This window comes from Bradyrhizobium sp. ARR65, from assembly GCF_000472385.1.
In the GTDB taxonomy this organism is placed as follows: domain Bacteria; phylum Pseudomonadota; class Alphaproteobacteria; order Rhizobiales; family Xanthobacteraceae; genus Bradyrhizobium.
This window is the reverse complement of sequence record NZ_AWZU01000001.1, coordinates 534,845-552,131: the sequence shown is the minus strand read 5'-3', so window position 1 is coordinate 552,131 and position 17,287 is coordinate 534,845. Positions and strand designations below refer to the sequence as shown.

The following is a 17,287-nucleotide window of genomic DNA, read 5'->3' as shown; positions in this document are numbered from 1 at the left end:
CGCGTCAGCTTGCGCAAGGTGAATGGCCCTGAGCGAATGCGCTTGCGCAGCCAGTCGGCATTGGCGCCGGACAGGACCGGCTTCTTGTGACCGCCGATCTTGCCGGGTGAAAGGCTTCCGGTCTCCCGTCTCAGATTCTTCCACTTCGTCACACAGGAAGNACTGATCTGAAGCGCTTCGGCAATCGAGCGAACCGTCTCGCCCGCGTCAGCCCGAGCAAGAGCGCGCTCGCGAATGTCTTCCGAAAAGGGTCGTGTCATCCATGCTGGCCCCGTTCCCAGCATGGAGCTTGAATCAGAAATCCCTCCAAATGGGAATCCCGATTCCGGCAAAAAACAACATGGTCTAGAGGCCGATATGTTCACGCCCGCAATAGCAAATCGAGCAGAGCAACCGCCGCTGTTTCGTACCAGAAACGACCGCACCGAAAACCAGCAAACGCGATCGTCGCGCGAAAAGGCTGAAGGTCCTCGTATCTCTCTCGAGCTGAATGTCTCCTACGGCAGCGCGCGATCAATCAAGGCGCGGTCGCCAAAGGACTTATCGGCTGCATTCGCCAAATCGAAGTACGCCTTGGCACATCCTCCCTGGCCGCTGTTTAGCGCCGATATGGCACCGACGTGCCCCCTCTTGGCGGCCTTCTCGAGCAGCGCCCTCGCTGTGAGAGGATCACGCCGGCCGCCGCGCCCGTTCGTCATCATCTCCGCGAGTGCCACCTCCGCTTCAGCCATTCCGGCAGCGGCCGCTCGCGCGATCCAAGCGCGACCTCCCTCGGCATCCATACGTACGCCACGGCCCTCGGTCAGCATCCGTCCATACCAATATTGCGCGTCTACGATGCCATCCGCAGCTCTGCGCATCCACTGGGCTGCCAGGCGCTCGTCACGGTCCATCCCGAGTCCTTCGGCCAGGCAGATGGCAAAGTTGAAGGCGGCGACAAGCTCGCCGGAGGCGGCTGCCTGCTCCAACCACTCTCGCGCTTTCACTAAGTCTACAGAGTGGCCGACTCCCCTAAGGGCAAGGTTGGCAAGGTCCACCCGGGCTTGCGGGTCGCCTGCTTCGGCGGAAACACCGAGCCAGTGCGCCGCTTCATCCGGATCGCGCGCGACTCCGGCCCCGGTCAGGTAGAGCAGGCCGAGTGCCCTCGCGGCTCTCCGGTGACCAGCCTCCCCGGCGCGGCGATACCAAATCGCCGCCTCTGCATGATTTGGGGGGAGTGCCTCTCCGCGCCTGGCGTAAAGGTCGCCTACCCGCGCCGCCGCTTCCGGATCCCCGGCCATCGCAGCTCGGCGCAGCCATGATTCACCTTCGGTCGGATTTCGCTCGACTCCCGCCCCCTCGATGAGCGCCACCCCCCATCGTGTCTGACCCGAGCGATTACCCTTCTCGGCGGCCTGCCGATAGAGGTCCGCCGCGATCACATCGCTGCGCTCGACGCCAATGCCGCATCGGGTTAGCTCACCGAGCAAGTACAACGCCGTCGGCAGCCCCGCCTCCGCCGCGCGACGGAAATATTCCGCGACCTTTCGTTGCCCCGCCTCATCCTTGACGATCCGCGCCAGCAATAGACCGTAACCTAATGCGCCTTGCGGACAATTGTCTTCAGCGGATCGCTCGTACCATTGATGCGCCGCTTCAAGGTCGCGCATCGCTTCCGGACCGGAGGCCAGGATATACGCAAGAACAGCTTTCCCATCCGCAGACCCGGCTTCAGCCGCGAGGCGAGCCCATTTTTCGGCAGCGACAAAGTCAGGTTCGCGGGCGACATCGCCCGGGAACAGGCTTGCCGCGGAGGCCGGAATCTCCTCCTGCTCATACGATGTGCCGAAACCTTGCAGATGCAGAACCGCAAGTTGCCACTGGGCTTCGCTATGGCCTTGGGTCGCTGCGCGCGTCAGCCAGTGCAGGCCGTCGAGGCGGCTGATGGGAACGCCCGAGCCTTCCAGATAACATCGCCCAACCCGGTATTCGCCTTCCGCGACGCCGGCGCGGGCGGCGCGAGCGAAAAGCGGAAAGGCCCGTGCGCCCTGGCCCTCGTCAGCAAGCCGCAAAGCATGTCGCAACGCTGCCGCCGACGACAGCGCGTCGACCAAGCGATCGAGGAGACCCCTTCGATATCCGCGCCTGCCGCTCGTCCTGTGTTTGCCGGCAAGGCTCATGGCTCGCGCATCGCGTCCGACGCGACCGGCAGGATCCGACCGAGCAGGTAGGTGAGGACCGTGCGCTTGCCAATCATGATGTCGGCGGTGACGGGCATGCCCGGTACAATGCGGAAGCCGGTGGGCACGCCGTGCAATTGCACGTCGTCGATGGTGATGCGCGAGCGATAGAAGGGCTCAGTGCCGTCGGGCTTAGCGGGCACAGACCCCGAGCGAGCTTTGCCATCGTCCCGCCCGGTAAAGCTGTCCGCGCTGATCGTACGGACCGCTCCGTGCGCCACACCGTATTGCGAGAATGGAAACGTGTCGAACTTGACCGCGACGGGAGCACCGACCTGCACGAAACCGCCGTCATGTCCCAGGATATCGGCTTCCACCTCGAGCGGCGCGTCGGTTGGGACCAAGGTGATGAACTGGTCTCCCGATTGCAGCACCGACCCGACGGAAGCCTTGGCCACAGTCAAGACGGTCGCGTCGCGGTTGGCACGCAGCTCGACAAGTTGGTGGCGCAACCGCGCTTTATTGAGTTGTTCGCGTGCGTCGGCCAGCTTCTGCATCTGCTCTGCGAGCTTCTGCGATACCTCGGCGAGCCAGTTCTGTTCATAGGCGTCGCGTTCGGCCTTCAACGCCTCGAGATCACGACGTGCGCTCTCGGCGGTTTCCGTGGCATTTGCGAGACCTCGTGATGTTTCCAAGAGATTGTCGGTCGCGGTCAGTGACAATAGCGTGCTGCCCACCTGATGCCGTTCCAGCTCCTTGCGGACAGACACGATCTGCTCGGCCACGGCCTTGCGCGCCCGAAAGGCGTCCGCGTCAGCTAAGGCGCGTGCTACAGCGGCCTGCAGGCCACTGATGCGTTGCTGATAAGTCTCGCGCTTGAAATCGCGCTCCGATTGACGCTGGGCATATATCGACGCCTGCAGCGAAAGGTCTGGATCAGGACCTTCCGAGGTGAACGGGTGTCCCGTGGCTTCTGCCCGCATGCGCAAAACTTCTGCCTGCAACGTCGAAACCTGCGCTTCCAAGGCCCCGACATCGGCCGCCGCGAAGGTCGGATCGAGCCGCGCGATCACATCGCCGCTGCGCACGCTCTGCCCCTCGGTTACGTCGATCGATCGGACAACCGACGTCTCGAGCGGTTGTACGACGAGCAAGGGCACCTTGGAGACCACTTTCCCCTGAGCGGTCACAACTCGGTCGATCGGGATCATCCCCATCGCCGTCAGGCAAGCGGCGAACATGCTCGAGATCACCCATATGGTGCCGCGCGCCGTGCGGGGAATTGGAACGGAGGCGATGGCTTGGGACGGCGACTGGAATTCCAGGATCGCCGCAACAGTCTGATCGTTCGCTCGGTCTACGCGACTAACTCGCCTGTGCATGACGAGGCCCCTGATTCCCGAGATGACGGTTCTGTTGGTTCCAGAGCTGCCGGTAGATGCCGCAGCGTTCAAGAAGAACACGGTGCGGCGCGATGTCGACAGCCTTGCCACTTTCCAGGACGAGGATCTGGTCACAATCGACCAAGGAGGACAGACGATGCGAAACAATGATCATTGTCCTGCCGTGCGCGATGCGCAGCAAATTGGCATTCAGCACTGCCTCGCTTTCCGGATCGAGCGCGCTCATTGCCTCATCGAGGATCAAGATGCGTGGATCGGTGATCAGGGCACGTGCGATCGCTAGCCGCTGCCGCTGTCCGCCCGAGAGGTTCGGCGAACCTTCCTCGATGAGCGTCTCGTAGCCATTTGGCATGCGCTCGATGAATTCCTCGGCACCCGCGAGGCGCGCCGCGCGCACGGCATCACTCAGCGTGAGCCCGGGACGACCCGCGATGATGTTTTCACAAATCGGACCGCGGAACAGGAAGTTCTCCTGGAGCACCACACCGAAACTCTGGCGTAGATGCCGCAGATTGATCTCGCGCACGTCGTTGCCATCGATCTTAACAAAGCCGCTGTAGTCACGATTGATCCCCTGCAACAGCCGCGTCAACGTCGACTTTCCGGACCCGCTGCGCCCGACGATACCCAGCATCGTCCCCGCCGGAACCGCAAAGCTGACGCGATCAAGCGCGGGAATCTTCGTGCTGCCGTATGTAAAGCTGACGTCGTCGAAGGCGATCGCGCCGGAGAGTTGGGGGCGTAGCCCGCGGGAAAGCGCATCGTATTCCAGCGGGCGATTCAACACCGATGCGGTCTCGCTGATCGCGGCGCCGACCTCCTCGTAATTCTCGATCAGCCGCGCTAGCCCAGCGAGCGGCTGCGCGACGCGCATGCTGAGCATCATGAAGGCAAACAGCGCCCCGACAGCATAGCCAGATTTGTCGGCGATCGCGATATAGGCGCCGACCAGTACGACACCGATCGACATGAATCGCTCGATCGGATTGACGATCGTTTGCGGCCAGTTTGCCAGTTTCCCGAAAGCCAGTCGTGATTTTCCAGCCTCGGCAACACGCGCATCCCACAGCATCCTGCGCTGCGGCTCGAGCGCGAGGGATTTCACTGTCTTGACCCCGAACACGGTTTCGCCCAGCGCCGAGGCCTTTTCGGACTCGGCGAGGATGACTTTGCTAAATACACGCTGCAACGGACGCAGATAGGCCAACACGACCAAGACGATGAGGGCCGAACAGGCGAGAACCACAAAGGCCAGAGAGGAATTGAGGTAGAACAGGAATGGAAGCAGCACAGCCAGCGTGATCATGTCGAGGAACGTTGCCAGCAGCTTTCCCGTCAGGAATTCACGGACTTTGTAGACCTGCGTGATCTTATGCATGGTCTCCCCGGCCGGGTGGCGCTCGAAATAGTCGAGCGGCAGCCGCAGCAGACGGTTGAAGACGTGCAGGTTCAGCTTCGTATCCAGCCGCGCGCCGACGACCATCACGATCAGGCGGCGGGCATAGCCGAGCACTGCCTCATAAATGGTTGTGATCGCAAGGATGGTGCCGAGGAGGAGAAGGGTCGAGTAACTGTGGTGTGTCAGCACCTTGTCCACCACGGTCATCACCAACAACGGCGGGAAGATCGTAAGAAAGCTCAATGTCAGCGAGGCAAGCCCGATGTCCCGGAGCGACGGCTTCTCCTGCAACACGAGACGAGACAGCCAGCTTAACGTGAACGGCGCGTCCGTTGTCATTTGCCCGCGCTGGGCACGCAGCAGCACAGCCTCGCCTGACCAGACCCGCTCCAGGCGCAACTCGTCCACCGCAACGGTGATCTCGCTCGCGAGCGCACGGGGATCGCGAAGGAGAACCGCATTGCGGTCAGAGTCCCCGCCCACCATCAGGGTCGCACTCCCGTCGGTGAGCAGCAGCACCACCGGTCCGGCGTCGTCCACAAAGTGCATAAGCTGGCGCCAACGCAACCGCACGGCTCGCGCCCACATACCGGCGTTCTGCGCCCATTCGCAGAGCGCCACGGCTGAAGGCGCGCCCCGTGCGCCCATGGAGATGGCCTCGCCCGGATCCAACTCGATGCCGTGAAATCTGGCAGCGACCATCACCGCCTGCGCGCGCGGATGGATCGCCTCACCGCTCGTTTGGCGCCCATCGCCGGCATCAGCCGGTGACGTAGGCCGGTAACACTGCCTCAGCGAGCCGAGACGCTGTCCCATCGGCATGTCCACGACGGCGCCTCCTCAAAGAAACATCCGAAAAGAACGCACCAGACGTTCTAGGGTACGAAATGCTGCGCCCCATTGCGTATGGCGTATAGCGGCGGGAAGGGCCGAATCGACCCTTCCAAAGTTGCGGTATCCGCGGTTCGCGGTCGCAGCCGCTTACAAATGCAGCGGCCGACGGTTTCTACCCGTGCAAGGAATGTGGTCCTGGTGCCGACATGGCCGATTTATCGGTCTCTGGAATCGCCGCCAAGGAGCCAAAGAGACCGTGCGCCTCGTTCTGCACTCCTGCCGTAAAGTAGATCTTGTTCGGATCACTTCCGGCATTGCCAGTGCCGGGAACAAGCGCCCAGAGATCACCGATGGTGATCGGGGCACCATTGGCATCTTCCAACTTGCCGAGGAAATGATCGTTCTTCGGATTGAAGACATTGATCGTCCCGTCGCCGAAATTCCCGACGAGAAGATCGTTCGCGAATTCACCAAAGCCGGAGGGTGCGATCGCAAGTCCCCAGGGGGAATTGAGCGCGCCGCCGGATGCCACCCTGTGCAGCAAATGTCCTTCCAAGTCGAACTCGTCTACGAAGCCATGGCCGGCACCGGCGACGTCATCGTGTTTGGCCGCATCCTGCAACGCGAACGTGACGAACAGGTGGCCATCAAGAACCTGCACGTTGAAAGGCGCATAGCCAGCCGGCAGGTGGTGATCGGTAAAGCTCTTCACCTGCGTGAAGTTGTCGTTGAACACGTCGACGGTGCCATTCCGGAAGTTTGCCGCGTAAAGAAAGGTGCCGTCCCTGGTCTGTGCAATGGCAAGACCCTTGTAGACGGCTCCCGCACCGCCCTGGGAGTTATCGACGGCCAGGACGGAGCTGGCGGCGTCCACGTTCGGATTCCAGCCGGAAATGGTGCCGTCCTCGGTTGCAAAAATGAAGACCGAAGATCCCGTATGGCCGCCACTGGTGATGTTGAATCCGCTTCCCGCAATATTGAACACGTCTCCGGTAGGGGCGGCCGGCGTGGTCTGCCCGGGAGGTGCTGCGATCGCGATTGAGTCAAGCCCACCGACATTCACCTTGGCTCCGGCACCGGTATAGACCGTCGTCACACCCATGCCGTTGTCCGAGACCCAGAAAGGGCTGGTCGCGCTGTGAGCTATGCCCCAGGGGTTGATAAGATCTGGATCGATCGTCGTCGCGGGAACGAAACCATCCGAGACCAGATTGGTCTGCGCAAAGGAGGTCTCCTCCTGCTCGTGGTGAATGCGACGGTCAACAGCGTGGTCAATTGCGGACAAGTCTGAACTCATTGCTGCCTCCTGCTGATAGTCGATTTTTCAGCCCCGCTCGGCGCCAGCGGAATTGCGCCTGCCGGCGGCATAGGATCGTCTTCTCCTGATCAGGCACGCCTCTCGCCTTGAGAGAAAAGGCGACGTCGGCTTGTGAGGTTGGCATGGGGATCACGACGGCTAGCCAACGGTATGAATTTTATGGATGCTACTCAAAGCTTCCGGAGTCGCGGGTGTTTTGCAGAGATATAAGGTCTTGAGGCGTTCCAACGCACTGACGTCTCGATTTGACGAAGACTGCGCCGCGATCACTTTACGCGATGACTCTAGGCGAGATCATTTCCATCGATCCCCCTGCCCGCCATCTATGATTGAACGAGACGCGTGGTCAGAAATCAAGTGAGAGATGCTGCCCATGTTAGAAAATGACACGAGGGTCATGTTCGCTCATCGATTCCAGCCCGACAAAAGATAGAAGAAGGTCCGCTCTGGACATCACGAGACGTGCTATCTCGAAGAACGAAGGATTCCCCGTAATTCCGCAATTCCGTCCGCACAACCGCGATCACGAAACGAGGTTCGCCATGACGTCATGGTCTCGTACCAGCCAGCTCGGCGCGCTGCTCATTGCTTTTGCTTTGACAGTTGCGCCGTTGGTTTCGACGGTGCACGCCGGCGAGAATGCGCGAAAGGTGAGCGTACTGTCCTTCGGACTTTTTGGCGATCAAGGCGTGTTTAGAAGCGAAGCGACCGGCGCAGCAGAGATTGTAGCCCACCGTTTCGGGAGCGGCCCAACCAACGTGCAGTACAATTCCAAGAAAGGCGGAGGTGCAACGATCGACGCCCTGGCCACGTCATTGCGAATGGCAGCCAATGGAATGGACGCCGAGAACGACGTTCTGTTTTTGATTCTCACCTCGCACGGCTCCCGCGCCGGCCTTGCAGTCAAAGCGGGGCGGCTCACCCAAACGCTCACGCCGTCTAATCTCGCCGACATGCTGGCGCGTGCGGGCGTGCGACACAAGGTGGTGGTCATCTCGGCCTGTTACTCCGGAGTCTTCGTCCCTCGTCTCGCGAACCCCGATATCCTGGTCATCACCGCGGCCGATGCCGACCATCCGTCGTTCGGCTGCCGCGACAAGGCCAAGTGGACCTATTTCGGCGATGCCTTCTTCAACGTCGCACTCCGGAAGGCTAGAAGCCTGAAGGACGCTTTTGTTATTGCGAGCGCGCTCGTCCGGAAGCGAGAACTTCGCGAGCACGTCGAGCCGTCCAATCCCCAAATGGCGGGCGGCGAAAACCTCGAGCCGCTGCTGATTGCGCGTCCTTAAATAGCGAGCTGCCCTCGCGGCCGACGCCAATCTGGCCGAATACCTCGCCCACCAGGAAATCAATCACTTACCACGTCTTCGCGTCGCCAGTTGTCGGTCGGGCTAGCTCACCGGAAACGCAAACGTTTCCTCGCTCACGACGGATGGTCACACGCGCTTGAAACGATGTGAGGATCACTGGCAGCAGCGAACCGGGATGCGTCCGCGACTCCGACACGGGATATGCATCTGCACGTCGTGCTAGTGGGTCAATTTATAGCAGTGCCCGCCGCCCCTGTGCCTTACGCGCGCGCGACACGCCTCCAGTGTTGAAAACGAGCAGTCAGGCTGTCCTGCGGCTGTCGCCCCTCTTAATTGCGCACAGAACTTGGCAGCACTGGCAGGATCTTGAGGACAAAGAACGAAGCCCATCAAGAGAAGCATCGCCATAAGCGCCAACTTAGAACGCGACATCTCAACCTCCCTATAAGGTTTCGCACCCTAACTTTGGAGACTCCCGTGGGGCAGGTTTTTTTCTGATTGCAATTTGCCCGCTACGGGCTGTCCGCGGACGAAGCCTCCGCCGATGCTTCATTTAGCACGGAAATGCACCTTGCGGTAGAGCGATAGGGCAGATGATTCCGGCGGGTACGCGGTCCTACGGACGTGCTCACCCGGTTTAAAGGATCAGGAGACCGAAACGACGCGCAGATTGTTGGTTGTTCCGGCCTGACCCAACGGCATGCCGGCAACGACCACCAAATTATCTCCGGTGCCGGCGAACTTCTCCCGCTTCGCCAGCTCGGTCGCACGCGAGACCATCTCCTCGTAGCTTTGCACGTGCTCGGAAACAGCGCTGTGTGCGCCCCACAACAGGCAGAGACGACGGGCCACTTCTACGCTGGGTGTGGTGGCCAGGATCGGCACCCTCGGTCGCTTGCGCGCAATACGCGCGGCTGTCGTCCCGCTTGAGGTATAGGCGACGATAGCGGCTGCATGGATCGACGAGGCCAGGTCAGCCGCCGCGGCCGCAACCGCATGTGACGGAGTCTTTTCCTCGTCGGGCTGGGTTGCTTCGATGATCGAGCGGTACATCTTGTGCTGCTCCGTACTGCGGATGATGCGGTCCATCATTTCCGCGGCTTCGCGCGGGTACCGGCCCGTGGCCGACTCCGCCGACAACATCACGGCATCCGCGCCGTCGTAGATCGCGGTTGCGACGTCTGAGGCCTCGGCGCGCGTGGGCGTCGGGACCGCCACCATGGAATCGAGCATTTGAGTGGCAACGATCACCGGTTTGACAGCAAGCCTGCAGGCGCGCACCAGCTCCTTCTGGCGACCGGGTACCTCCTCGGGCGGAATCTCGACCCCGAGATCGCCGCGTGCGACCATGATCGCATCCGACACCTGAATGATGTCGTCGATCCGCTCGAGCGCCGCTGGTTTCTCGATCTTCGCCATGAGCCCGGCGCGCTCGCCGATCAGAGCCCGCGCTTCGATCACGTCCGACGGCTTTTGCACGAATGAGAGAGCCACCCAGTCCATGCCGAGGCGCAAGCCGAATTCCAGATCGGCGCGGTCCTTTGCGGTGAGCGGCGACAGATCAAGGATCGTTCCGGGCAAATTGACGCCCTTGTGGTTCGAGATCGCGCCACCCACAACCACTTCGGCCTCGATGTAGTCTTTGCCGAGGCTAGTTGCGCGAACGCGCACTCTGCCGTCGTCGATCAACAGATCGTCCCCGGGCGCGAGAGCTGCAAAGATTTCCGGATGCGGCAAAGGTATCGCTGAACGGTCCCCTTCCGATCCGGAGCGAACGAAGCGAATGGACTCCCCGGACCGAACGGTGATCTTCTTGTCGCGCAATGTACCGACGCGGATTTTTGGGCCCTGCAGGTCCATCAAAATGCCGATCGGTCTGTGCATATCCCGCTCGAGCGCACGGATCGCGGCATGGACTTTTGCATGATCATCCTGGGTTCCGTGGCTGAAGTTGAGACGGAATGTGTCCACACCCGCGAGAAACAGCCCGTTGAGCATCTCCGGCGAGGCGCTGGCCGGTCCAACGGTTGCGACGATTTTTGCCCGTCGACGACGCATGGCGATACGATCCTTTCTGCCCCGCCCGATCAGGCAGGAATTGCAACCAGGCTGCCGCTTCTTCCGATTTAGCGATGTCGCTCCAATGATGCCGAAGGAAAGGCCGCCGCTATTGTACCAGCCTCGCGCGAAGACGCGCGAATTCGCCTTCAGTGATAGACCCTGCTTTCCTGAGCTGATCCAGCTTTCCAAGCTCGTCGGCAACGCTGAATCCAACCACGCGCCGCAATTCGTCGCGAGCCGCCTGGGCCTGTTGCGCGTTGCGCTCGGCCATGCCTCGCCCCTGAGTGATCAAATAAATGATCACGCCGAGATACGAGGTCAAAATCAGCACAATGACCCAGATGGCCTTTGCCCACCCCGAAATATCATGACGTCTAAACAGATCGGCAAAGATTGTAATGACGAACCAGAACCATACCACGAAGGCGAATATCGTCAGCACATCGATCAGAAAGTTTGAAAAGGTGAAACCTCCCTCGAAGAGCATGACATCCTCCTTGCTGCTCAATCATCGACCCTTCCGCGTCGCTTTTGTTGGCTACTATTAGCATTTTTGCGCCGGCTCGTACATCGCACGGTTGTATGGGCCACCTGCCGGATCACCTTTGACAGGCTGATGCTCGTGGTACGCCACCGCCATCCCGGCAAGCGGATTAGGAAAAGGTGCGCCAATCAAAACGCCCCACAGGGCTCTGCGCTGCTACGGCCGGAGCACGGTCAGATTGCCACCCTGCGCGTGCACGTTCCCGATCTGGAACGTCTGGTCATCGTACAAGTTGGTTTGCAAGCTTCCGTTTGGCCAATTGTCGGGCGTTCGGGAGCGAGTTGGTCCAGCCTGTGCGAATTCCTGTTACTGAAGAGCTTCGCGCGGGCATCAGGCGAAGGGGCGGCGGCGCGCATTGCAAACAGCAAGATTTGACGCGGTCCCGGCGAATTGCAGGTAAGTGATTGGAGAGCTGGCCTGAGGCAATTTATCCTCGCAAATGAATGTGGGGCTCTTGAGCTGCACGGGGTGAAGCATGAAGGACATACTCGTTTTTCTTTCGCCTTCGGCGTGCAGAGATAATCTCTCGGCCGGCGGGCATTACGCCATCGCCCTAGCTCGCACGTACGGCGCGCATCTGTCTGCATTGATTGCGGACATAGAACCCGATCTCCGCGACTTGGCGCCTGAACCGGACATCCGGCAGGTCGAACGGGCTAGCGCTACGCCAACGTCGTCAAGTGAACGGGTGGCACGAACCGCGGAGCTCGTTCAATCCGCAGCGACGGATGCGAGCGTATCCTGTGACATTCTACAGACCAATAATAATGAGCCCGCTTCGCTTCGCGAACGAATGATCCATTGCAGCCAGGTGCACGACATCCTGATTATCGATGTGCGCGGACCACTCGATTCGCCTCGCAAAGAACTCGTTGAGGCAGCGCTGTTTGCCGGTGGTCGGCCAATTGTTCTCGTGCCACCGAACACGCCGTTGCGCGCAGAGAGCCGGATTGTCATTGCGTGGGACGGAACACGCTCTGCGGTTCGTGCGGTGCACGATGCCTTGCCCCTTCTCGTTAAATCGCGTGAGGTACTCGTCGTATCGGTCATTGACGACAAGGCGTTTTCAATGCCTCATTCTGGACCCGCGCTTTGCCGCCATCTGGCGCGCTGGCACGTTGATGCCAAGTTCAGCACAATCAATCGTGAGACTCTGAACATAGGTACGACCCTTCTGGCCTATGCGCGGCAGGCAGATGCGGATCTGCTTGTGATGGGCGCATTCGCACATGGATTCGAGCGTGCGCTAATGCTCGGTAGCGCAACACGGGATATCCTTGGCGCAAGGATCGCAATTCCCGTATTCCTGTCTCATTAGTTTCCACTGACCTGCATGCGTCGCGCTCCTCACGCGGAAGTCACCTGACGAAGGTGCGCGCCTGCTTCCACCGCAGTCACCGCCCTGCGCAACGAAGCCGACGAACGGATGACGAGTTTCTCCGCCTCCACAACGAGAAAGAATGCCAGTCCGGCCGCCAGGAGCCAGGGCCAAGCCCCGATCGGAATGGCTTGGTTACCGAATATCGCCTGCAATGGCGGCGCGTAGGTGAAAATCAGTTGGAGAACCACGACTGCGGCAATTCCGAGCGGCAGGTATTTATTGCCGAGATGCGCGGTGAAGGACAATGAACTGTCCAGCAGATAGCGGCTGTTCAGGAGATAGAACACCTGGCCGATCGTGATCATGTTGACCGCGACCGTCCGGGCGAGCTCGTCCGAGGCCCCTTGCGCTTTCATCCAGAAAAACGCCCACAGGGTGGCCGCAAGCAACGCGAGGCCGACGAACAGCACGCGCCAGATTCCAAAGCCGGTCAGAATAGGCCGATCCACCGCGCGTGGCGGCCGGTTCATGACATCAAGCTCGTGCGGCTCGAACGAAATCACCAGTCCTAACGCGACCGACGTTACCATGTTGACCCAAAGGACTTGTGGAGCCGTGATCGGCATTGTGAATTGGAAAAAGATAGCGACCATGATGACAAGCGCCTGGGCCACGTTGGTCGGCAGCATGAACAGGATGGCCTTTTCGATATTGTTGTAGACGGTACGGCCTTCTTTCACCGCCGCGGTGATCGAGGCAAAGTTGTCGTCAGCCAGGATCATTCCCGCAGCCTCTTTGGTGACTTCGGTGCCCTTGATCCCCATTGCAACACCGATATCGGCCTTCTTGAGCGCGGGTGCATCGTTCACGCCGTCGCCCGTCATTGCCACGATCTGCTTGTTGGCTTGGATTGCCTTGACGAGGCGAAGCTTGTGTTCGGGGCTTGCGCGCGCGAATACATCGACGTTGCGTACCTTTTCCCGCAATGTGGCCTCGTTCATCTCCTCAATCTCGGCGCCGCTGATTGCCGTCCTGCCGTCGCCAATGCCCAGCATTTTGGCGATCGCTGCAGCAGTGATCTTGTGATCGCCCGTGATCATCGTCACGCGAATGCCGCCGCCATGGCATTCTCCGACAGCCTCGATGGCCTCCTTGCGTGGCGGATCCAGAAGACCGATCAAGCCGAGCAGGACAAGGTCCTTCGGCAGGTCGGCGGGAACGAGACTTCCCTTCTCCAGGCCTGGGCTCTCTAGCCACGCGAGCGCGAGCACACGCTCGCCCTGGCCCGCAAGTATGTCGGCGGCCTGCAGGAAGTGTGCGGTATTGAGCGGCACGTGCTGACCGCCGACGGTCTGCTGTCGATCGCAGTGCTCAAGGATGACCTCGGGCGCGCCCTTGACAAAAAGACACTCCTTTCCGTCGCCGGACCTGTGAAGCGTCGCCATGAACTTATGCTCAGATTCGAAAGGGATGGCGTCGATGCGCGGAGACGCGGTCTGCTCGGTTCGCCGGTCCAAGCCGAGCTTGATTGCGAACGGATAGAGTGCCCCCTCGGTGGGATCGCCCTCCACCTTCCAGGTGCCTTGCTCCTGAAGCAGCTCTGCGTCGTTGCACAGCATGGAGGCGCGGCCCATGAGCGTGAGCACCGGTTCCTTGTCCGCGCGCTTTCCGTCCCTCTTGACCTCACCCTCCGGGGCATAGCCATTCCCGGTGACGTGATACGCCGCCTCGGCGGTGACGGCGGACACCACCATCATTTCCATGAGCGTCAGAGTGCCGGTCTTGTCCGAGCAGATGCGCGATACCGATCCCAGTGTTTCCACAGCCGGCAGCCGCCGGATGATGGCATTGCGCTCGGCCATGCGTTGAACGCCGATCGCGAGCGTGATTGTGATGATTGCGGGCAGTCCCTCGGGAATCACGGAGACCGCGATGCCGACCACGGCCTGGAACAGCTCAACGAAGTTCATGTGCGCCACCCACCTGCCGTAGGCGAACACCAGCACGCCCACGGCGCCGACGACCGCGGTGATGACGTAGCCGAACTTCTTGATCTGGCGCAGCAGCGGCGTCTCGAGCGCGCTGACGCTGGTGAGCAGCGAGTTGATGCGACCAAGCTCTGTCTCGCTGCCCGTCGCGACGACGACGCCGGTTGCACGCCCGGACACGACCATGGTTCCAGAGAACGCCATGCATTCCCGATCCCCGACCGTCGAATTATCAGAAACCGCGTCTGTGTTCTTGTCGGCGGGCACGGATTCGCCAGTGAGGGCCGCCTCCTCGGTCCGCAGGTTTTTCGCCTCGGCAAGCCGCATGTCCGCGGGGATCCTGTCGCCTGACTCCAGGAGCACAATATCTCCCGGAACCAGCTGCTCCGCGGGAATCATGCGCGTCTCTCCGCCGCGCACGGTTCGAGCTTCGGCGGACAGCATGTTACGGATAGCATCCAGCGCTTTCTCGGCCTTGCCCTCCTGTATGAACCCGAGCAGCGCGTTGAGGACGACGACGCCGAAGATGATCGACGCGTCGACCCACAGATTAAGCATGAGCTTCGTGAAGCCGGCACCCAACAGGACGTAGACCAGGACGTTGTTGAATTGAGACAAGAACCGCATGAGCGGCCCCCGCTTCCTGCCCTCCGGCAGCCGGTTCGGCCCATACGCCTGCAGGCGCCTCGCCGCTTCGGCCGGATCGAGGCCTTTTTCGCAGTCGGTGGCAAGCGACTTCTCAACCTCATTGGCGGACATCGCATGCCAAGCTGTGACGCCAGTAGTCCTGGTCGGGTCTGCCACTGCGTCCATTGGTTGTCCCCGTTTGGTCTGTGTTCACCCGGTTATCCGGGCCGGGCTCAGTTACGGAGCGGCTGCGACGTCGAGCTTACGCCGGCAAGTGCCGGCAAGTAGATTAACGATCCTGAAAACGCGCGACGGGCTCCCATCGCGCTACGTCGGCTGTATGGACACGCGCTCGGCCACCACTTCCGCATAGAGACGCTCGATATCCTCCCGACGGCACAATTGGGTGCCGTGGGTCAGGACGGCAGCGGCACCGGCGGCTATGCCGAGCATGAACGCGTCCTCAACACTTTCTCGGCGTGCGAGCGCGAAAGTCATGCCCGCCACAAAACTGTCGCCCGCCCCCACGGCGCTCAGTGGCTTCACCTTGGGGCCTTTTAGGCGCAATGTGCCTGATTGATGTGCGAGCAATGCGCCATCACGTCCCATGGTCACTGCAAGGTTTTCGATAGCGCCAGTGGCAACCAAAGACGTCGCCGCATCGACAAGCTCCCCGGCGCTTTCAAACTTTCGGTGCGTCAGCGTCTCGAACTCCCCAAGACTGGGCTTGACGAGATAAATGCCCCCTGCCGATATCGCCGCCTGGAGCGCAGGCCCTGACGTGTCAAGGATCAAGCGCGCTCCCTTGCCCCGCACAATGCCCGCCAGGCGCGCGTAAAAATCGATGGGAACACCGGGCGGCAGGCTGCCGCTCGCGACGACGTAGTCTGCATCGGACTCCTTGAGGTGCGATAGGGCCGATTGCCACTCCGGTTCGACAAGGGCACAGCCCTCGCTTACGAAACGATACTCCAGCCCCGAAATCTCTTCGAAGACCGTAAAACTGATGCGTGTGCCCCCAGCTATGTCGATGCATTTTCCCGGCACATCCAGTTTCGCGACGAGCTCGTTCAGGACAACTCCAGTCGCGCCACCAGCAAGGTAAATGGCGAAGGCTTCGGCGCCCAGCTCCTTCAGTACCCGTGCGACATTTATGCCGCCACCGCCTGCGTCAATGCGTTGTTCTACCGCACGGTTCTTACGGATCGGTCTGATCTCGTTCGAGTGGAACGCGAGATCGATGGTCGGGCTCAGCGTCAGTGTAACGATCGGCTTTGAGACTACCTCCGGCTGCTGTATCATGTCGCAAGCCTTCTCGCCTGGAAATAGAAGATCAAAGGTTACCATCCTTAGAGGATGAGCGCCATGCGACTCGTCGGAGACATTGGCGGAACCAACGCGAGGTTTGCGATTGCGGAGCCTGGCAAGCAGCCATACGACGTACGCAAGCTGCCCGTTGCTCAATACCCCAGCCTTCTCGAGGCAGTGGAGGACTATCTGTCCGGTGTTCCCCGGCCGGAAGAGGCGGTGCTTGCTGTGGCAGGTCCCGTGTTGGGTGATGAGATAACGTTCAGCAACAGCGCTTGGCGCTTCTCGATCAGCGATGTGCGCCGGCGGCTTGGCCTGCGCAAGCTGGTCGTCATCAATGATCTTGTCGCCCAGGCATTATGCGTTGCTGCACTGCCACCCGATGAGATCGGTTCGCTGAAGTCGGGAACCCGCGATCCAAGAGAGGCTATCCTCGTGATTGGCCCAGGAACTGGACTCGGCGTTGCCTTTCTATTGAATAATGCGGGCACAGTTGTAGGTCGCCCGAGCGAGGCCGGACACGCCACATTCGCCCCGATGGACCGTGTCCAAGGGGAAATCCTGTTGCGTCTCCAGGGTCAATACCCGCATGTCTCAACTGAACGGTTGCTGTCCGGATCAGGGCTATTGGCGATTGCGAAAACTCTGGCCGAGATGAACGGGCAGATCATCGATGTGCAGGATCCAAGAGACGTTTCGGCCCGCGCTGCAGCAGGCAAGTGCCCCACTTGCCAAGAGGCGATAAGGATCTTCTCGTCCATCCTCGGCTCCACGGCAGGCAATTTGGCCTTGACCCTTCTCACCGGGGGCGGGGTTATCATCACTGGCGGACTGTGCCGCGGGCTGCGGCCACTGTGGGATGTGGAAGCGCTAAGGCAGGCCTTCATCGCAAAGGGACGGTTCAGCTCGTATCTGGACGACATACCGATCGACCAGATCTTGCGTCCTCATGCAGGTCTCCTCGGCGCAGCAGTGTATGTGGAGCCGAGCCACACCGTTTAACTTAAATTAACAA

The 17,287-nt window shown here is 60.7% G+C and carries 13 protein-coding genes; 4 read left to right on the top strand and 9 right to left on the bottom strand.

Annotation, left to right across the window (positions count from 1 at the left end; translation table 11 throughout):
- From F758_RS0102710 to F758_RS0102690, 5 genes are all read right to left on the bottom strand, one after another.
- Nucleotides 1-260 (bottom strand): helix-turn-helix domain-containing protein (locus F758_RS0102710; protein WP_024506404.1); only part of this gene is annotated, 260 nt, incomplete at its 3' end.
- Between the two features lie 237 nt (nt 261-497).
- Nucleotides 498-2,063 (bottom strand): tetratricopeptide repeat protein, encoded by a 1,566-nt coding sequence (locus F758_RS0102705; protein WP_245286401.1) that lies wholly within the window; start codon nt 2,061-2,063, stop codon nt 498-500.
- Between the two features lie 92 nt (nt 2,064-2,155).
- A complete protein-coding gene (locus F758_RS0102700) occupies nt 2,156-3,541 on the bottom strand; it encodes an HlyD family type I secretion periplasmic adaptor subunit (RefSeq protein WP_024506402.1) in 1,386 nt (461 codons plus the stop codon).
- Entirely contained in the window at nt 3,525-5,783 is a 2,259-nt protein-coding gene (locus F758_RS0102695; RefSeq protein ID WP_024506401.1) for a peptidase domain-containing ABC transporter, read from the bottom strand. Before F758_RS0102695 ends, F758_RS0102700 begins: the two co-directional genes overlap by 17 nt.
- A gap of 184 nt (nt 5,784-5,967) precedes the next feature.
- A complete protein-coding gene (locus tag F758_RS0102690; RefSeq protein WP_051386615.1) occupies nt 5,968-7,092 on the bottom strand; it encodes a TIGR03118 family protein in 1,125 nt (374 codons plus the stop codon).
- A gap of 563 nt (nt 7,093-7,655) precedes the next feature.
- Between F758_RS0102690 and F758_RS0102685 the strand changes: the two genes are divergently transcribed.
- Entirely contained in the window at nt 7,656-8,402 is a 747-nt protein-coding gene (locus F758_RS0102685) for a C13 family peptidase (protein WP_024506399.1), read from the top strand.
- A 666-nt stretch (nt 8,403-9,068) separates the two neighbouring features.
- On the opposite strand, the gene pyk is transcribed toward F758_RS0102685, so the two are convergent.
- Together pyk and F758_RS0102675 are read right to left on the bottom strand one after the other, a co-directional pair.
- Nucleotides 9,069-10,481, bottom strand: coding sequence for a pyruvate kinase (gene pyk / locus F758_RS0102680; protein WP_024506398.1), 1,413 nt, complete (start codon nt 10,479-10,481; stop codon nt 9,069-9,071).
- Between the two features lie 109 nt (nt 10,482-10,590).
- Nucleotides 10,591-10,971, bottom strand: coding sequence for an SHOCT domain-containing protein (locus F758_RS0102675; protein WP_024506397.1), 381 nt, complete (start codon nt 10,969-10,971; stop codon nt 10,591-10,593).
- Between the two features lie 129 nt (nt 10,972-11,100).
- Between F758_RS0102675 and F758_RS49230 the strand changes: the two genes are divergently transcribed.
- Complete coding sequence (locus tag F758_RS49230; protein WP_157449827.1) at nt 11,101-11,403, top strand: hypothetical protein; 303 nt, start codon at nt 11,101-11,103, stop codon at nt 11,401-11,403.
- A gap of 100 nt (nt 11,404-11,503) precedes the next feature.
- A complete protein-coding gene (locus F758_RS47325) occupies nt 11,504-12,346 on the top strand; it encodes a universal stress protein (RefSeq protein WP_084305026.1) in 843 nt (280 codons plus the stop codon).
- A gap of 29 nt (nt 12,347-12,375) precedes the next feature.
- On the opposite strand, the gene F758_RS0102665 is transcribed toward F758_RS47325, so the two are convergent.
- On the bottom strand, nt 12,376-15,150 hold the full coding sequence (locus F758_RS0102665) for an HAD-IC family P-type ATPase (protein WP_024506395.1): 2,775 nt from the start codon (nt 15,148-15,150) through the stop codon (nt 12,376-12,378).
- A 141-nt stretch (nt 15,151-15,291) separates the two neighbouring features.
- Nucleotides 15,292-16,266, bottom strand: coding sequence for a 1-phosphofructokinase family hexose kinase (locus F758_RS0102660; protein WP_024506394.1), 975 nt, complete (start codon nt 16,264-16,266; stop codon nt 15,292-15,294).
- A gap of 63 nt (nt 16,267-16,329) precedes the next feature.
- Here F758_RS0102660 and glk point away from each other — a divergent pair, with 63 nt between their 5' ends.
- The gene (gene glk / locus F758_RS0102655) at nt 16,330-17,274 is read left to right on the top strand and encodes a glucokinase (RefSeq protein WP_198026394.1); all 945 of its coding nucleotides are present in this window, start codon (nt 16,330-16,332) and stop codon (nt 17,272-17,274) included.
- The last annotated feature ends 13 nt before the right edge of the window (nt 17,275-17,287 follow it).

What these genes read in the sequence shown, in the direction of transcription:
- F758_RS0102700 (WP_024506402.1), bottom strand. Translation starts at nt 3,541, where the DNA reads ATGCACAGGCGAGTTAGTCGCGTAGACCGAGCGAACGATCAGACTGTT.
- glk (WP_198026394.1), top strand. Translation starts at nt 16,330, where the DNA reads ATGCGACTCGTCGGAGACATTGGCGGAACCAACGCGAGGTTTGCGATT.
- F758_RS47325 (WP_084305026.1), top strand. Translation starts at nt 11,504, where the DNA reads ATGAAGGACATACTCGTTTTTCTTTCGCCTTCGGCGTGCAGAGATAAT.
- F758_RS49230 (WP_157449827.1), top strand. Translation starts at nt 11,101, where the DNA reads ATGCTCGTGGTACGCCACCGCCATCCCGGCAAGCGGATTAGGAAAAGG.
- F758_RS0102665 (WP_024506395.1), bottom strand. Translation starts at nt 15,150, where the DNA reads ATGGACGCAGTGGCAGACCCGACCAGGACTACTGGCGTCACAGCTTGG.
- F758_RS0102660 (WP_024506394.1), bottom strand. Translation starts at nt 16,266, where the DNA reads ATGATACAGCAGCCGGAGGTAGTCTCAAAGCCGATCGTTACACTGACG.
- F758_RS0102690 (WP_051386615.1), bottom strand. Translation starts at nt 7,092, where the DNA reads ATGAGTTCAGACTTGTCCGCAATTGACCACGCTGTTGACCGTCGCATT.
- F758_RS0102675 (WP_024506397.1), bottom strand. Translation starts at nt 10,971, where the DNA reads ATGCTCTTCGAGGGAGGTTTCACCTTTTCAAACTTTCTGATCGATGTG.
- F758_RS0102685 (WP_024506399.1), top strand. Translation starts at nt 7,656, where the DNA reads ATGACGTCATGGTCTCGTACCAGCCAGCTCGGCGCGCTGCTCATTGCT.
- pyk (WP_024506398.1), bottom strand. Translation starts at nt 10,481, where the DNA reads ATGCGTCGTCGACGGGCAAAAATCGTCGCAACCGTTGGACCGGCCAGC.
- F758_RS0102695 (WP_024506401.1), bottom strand. Translation starts at nt 5,783, where the DNA reads ATGCCGATGGGACAGCGTCTCGGCTCGCTGAGGCAGTGTTACCGGCCT.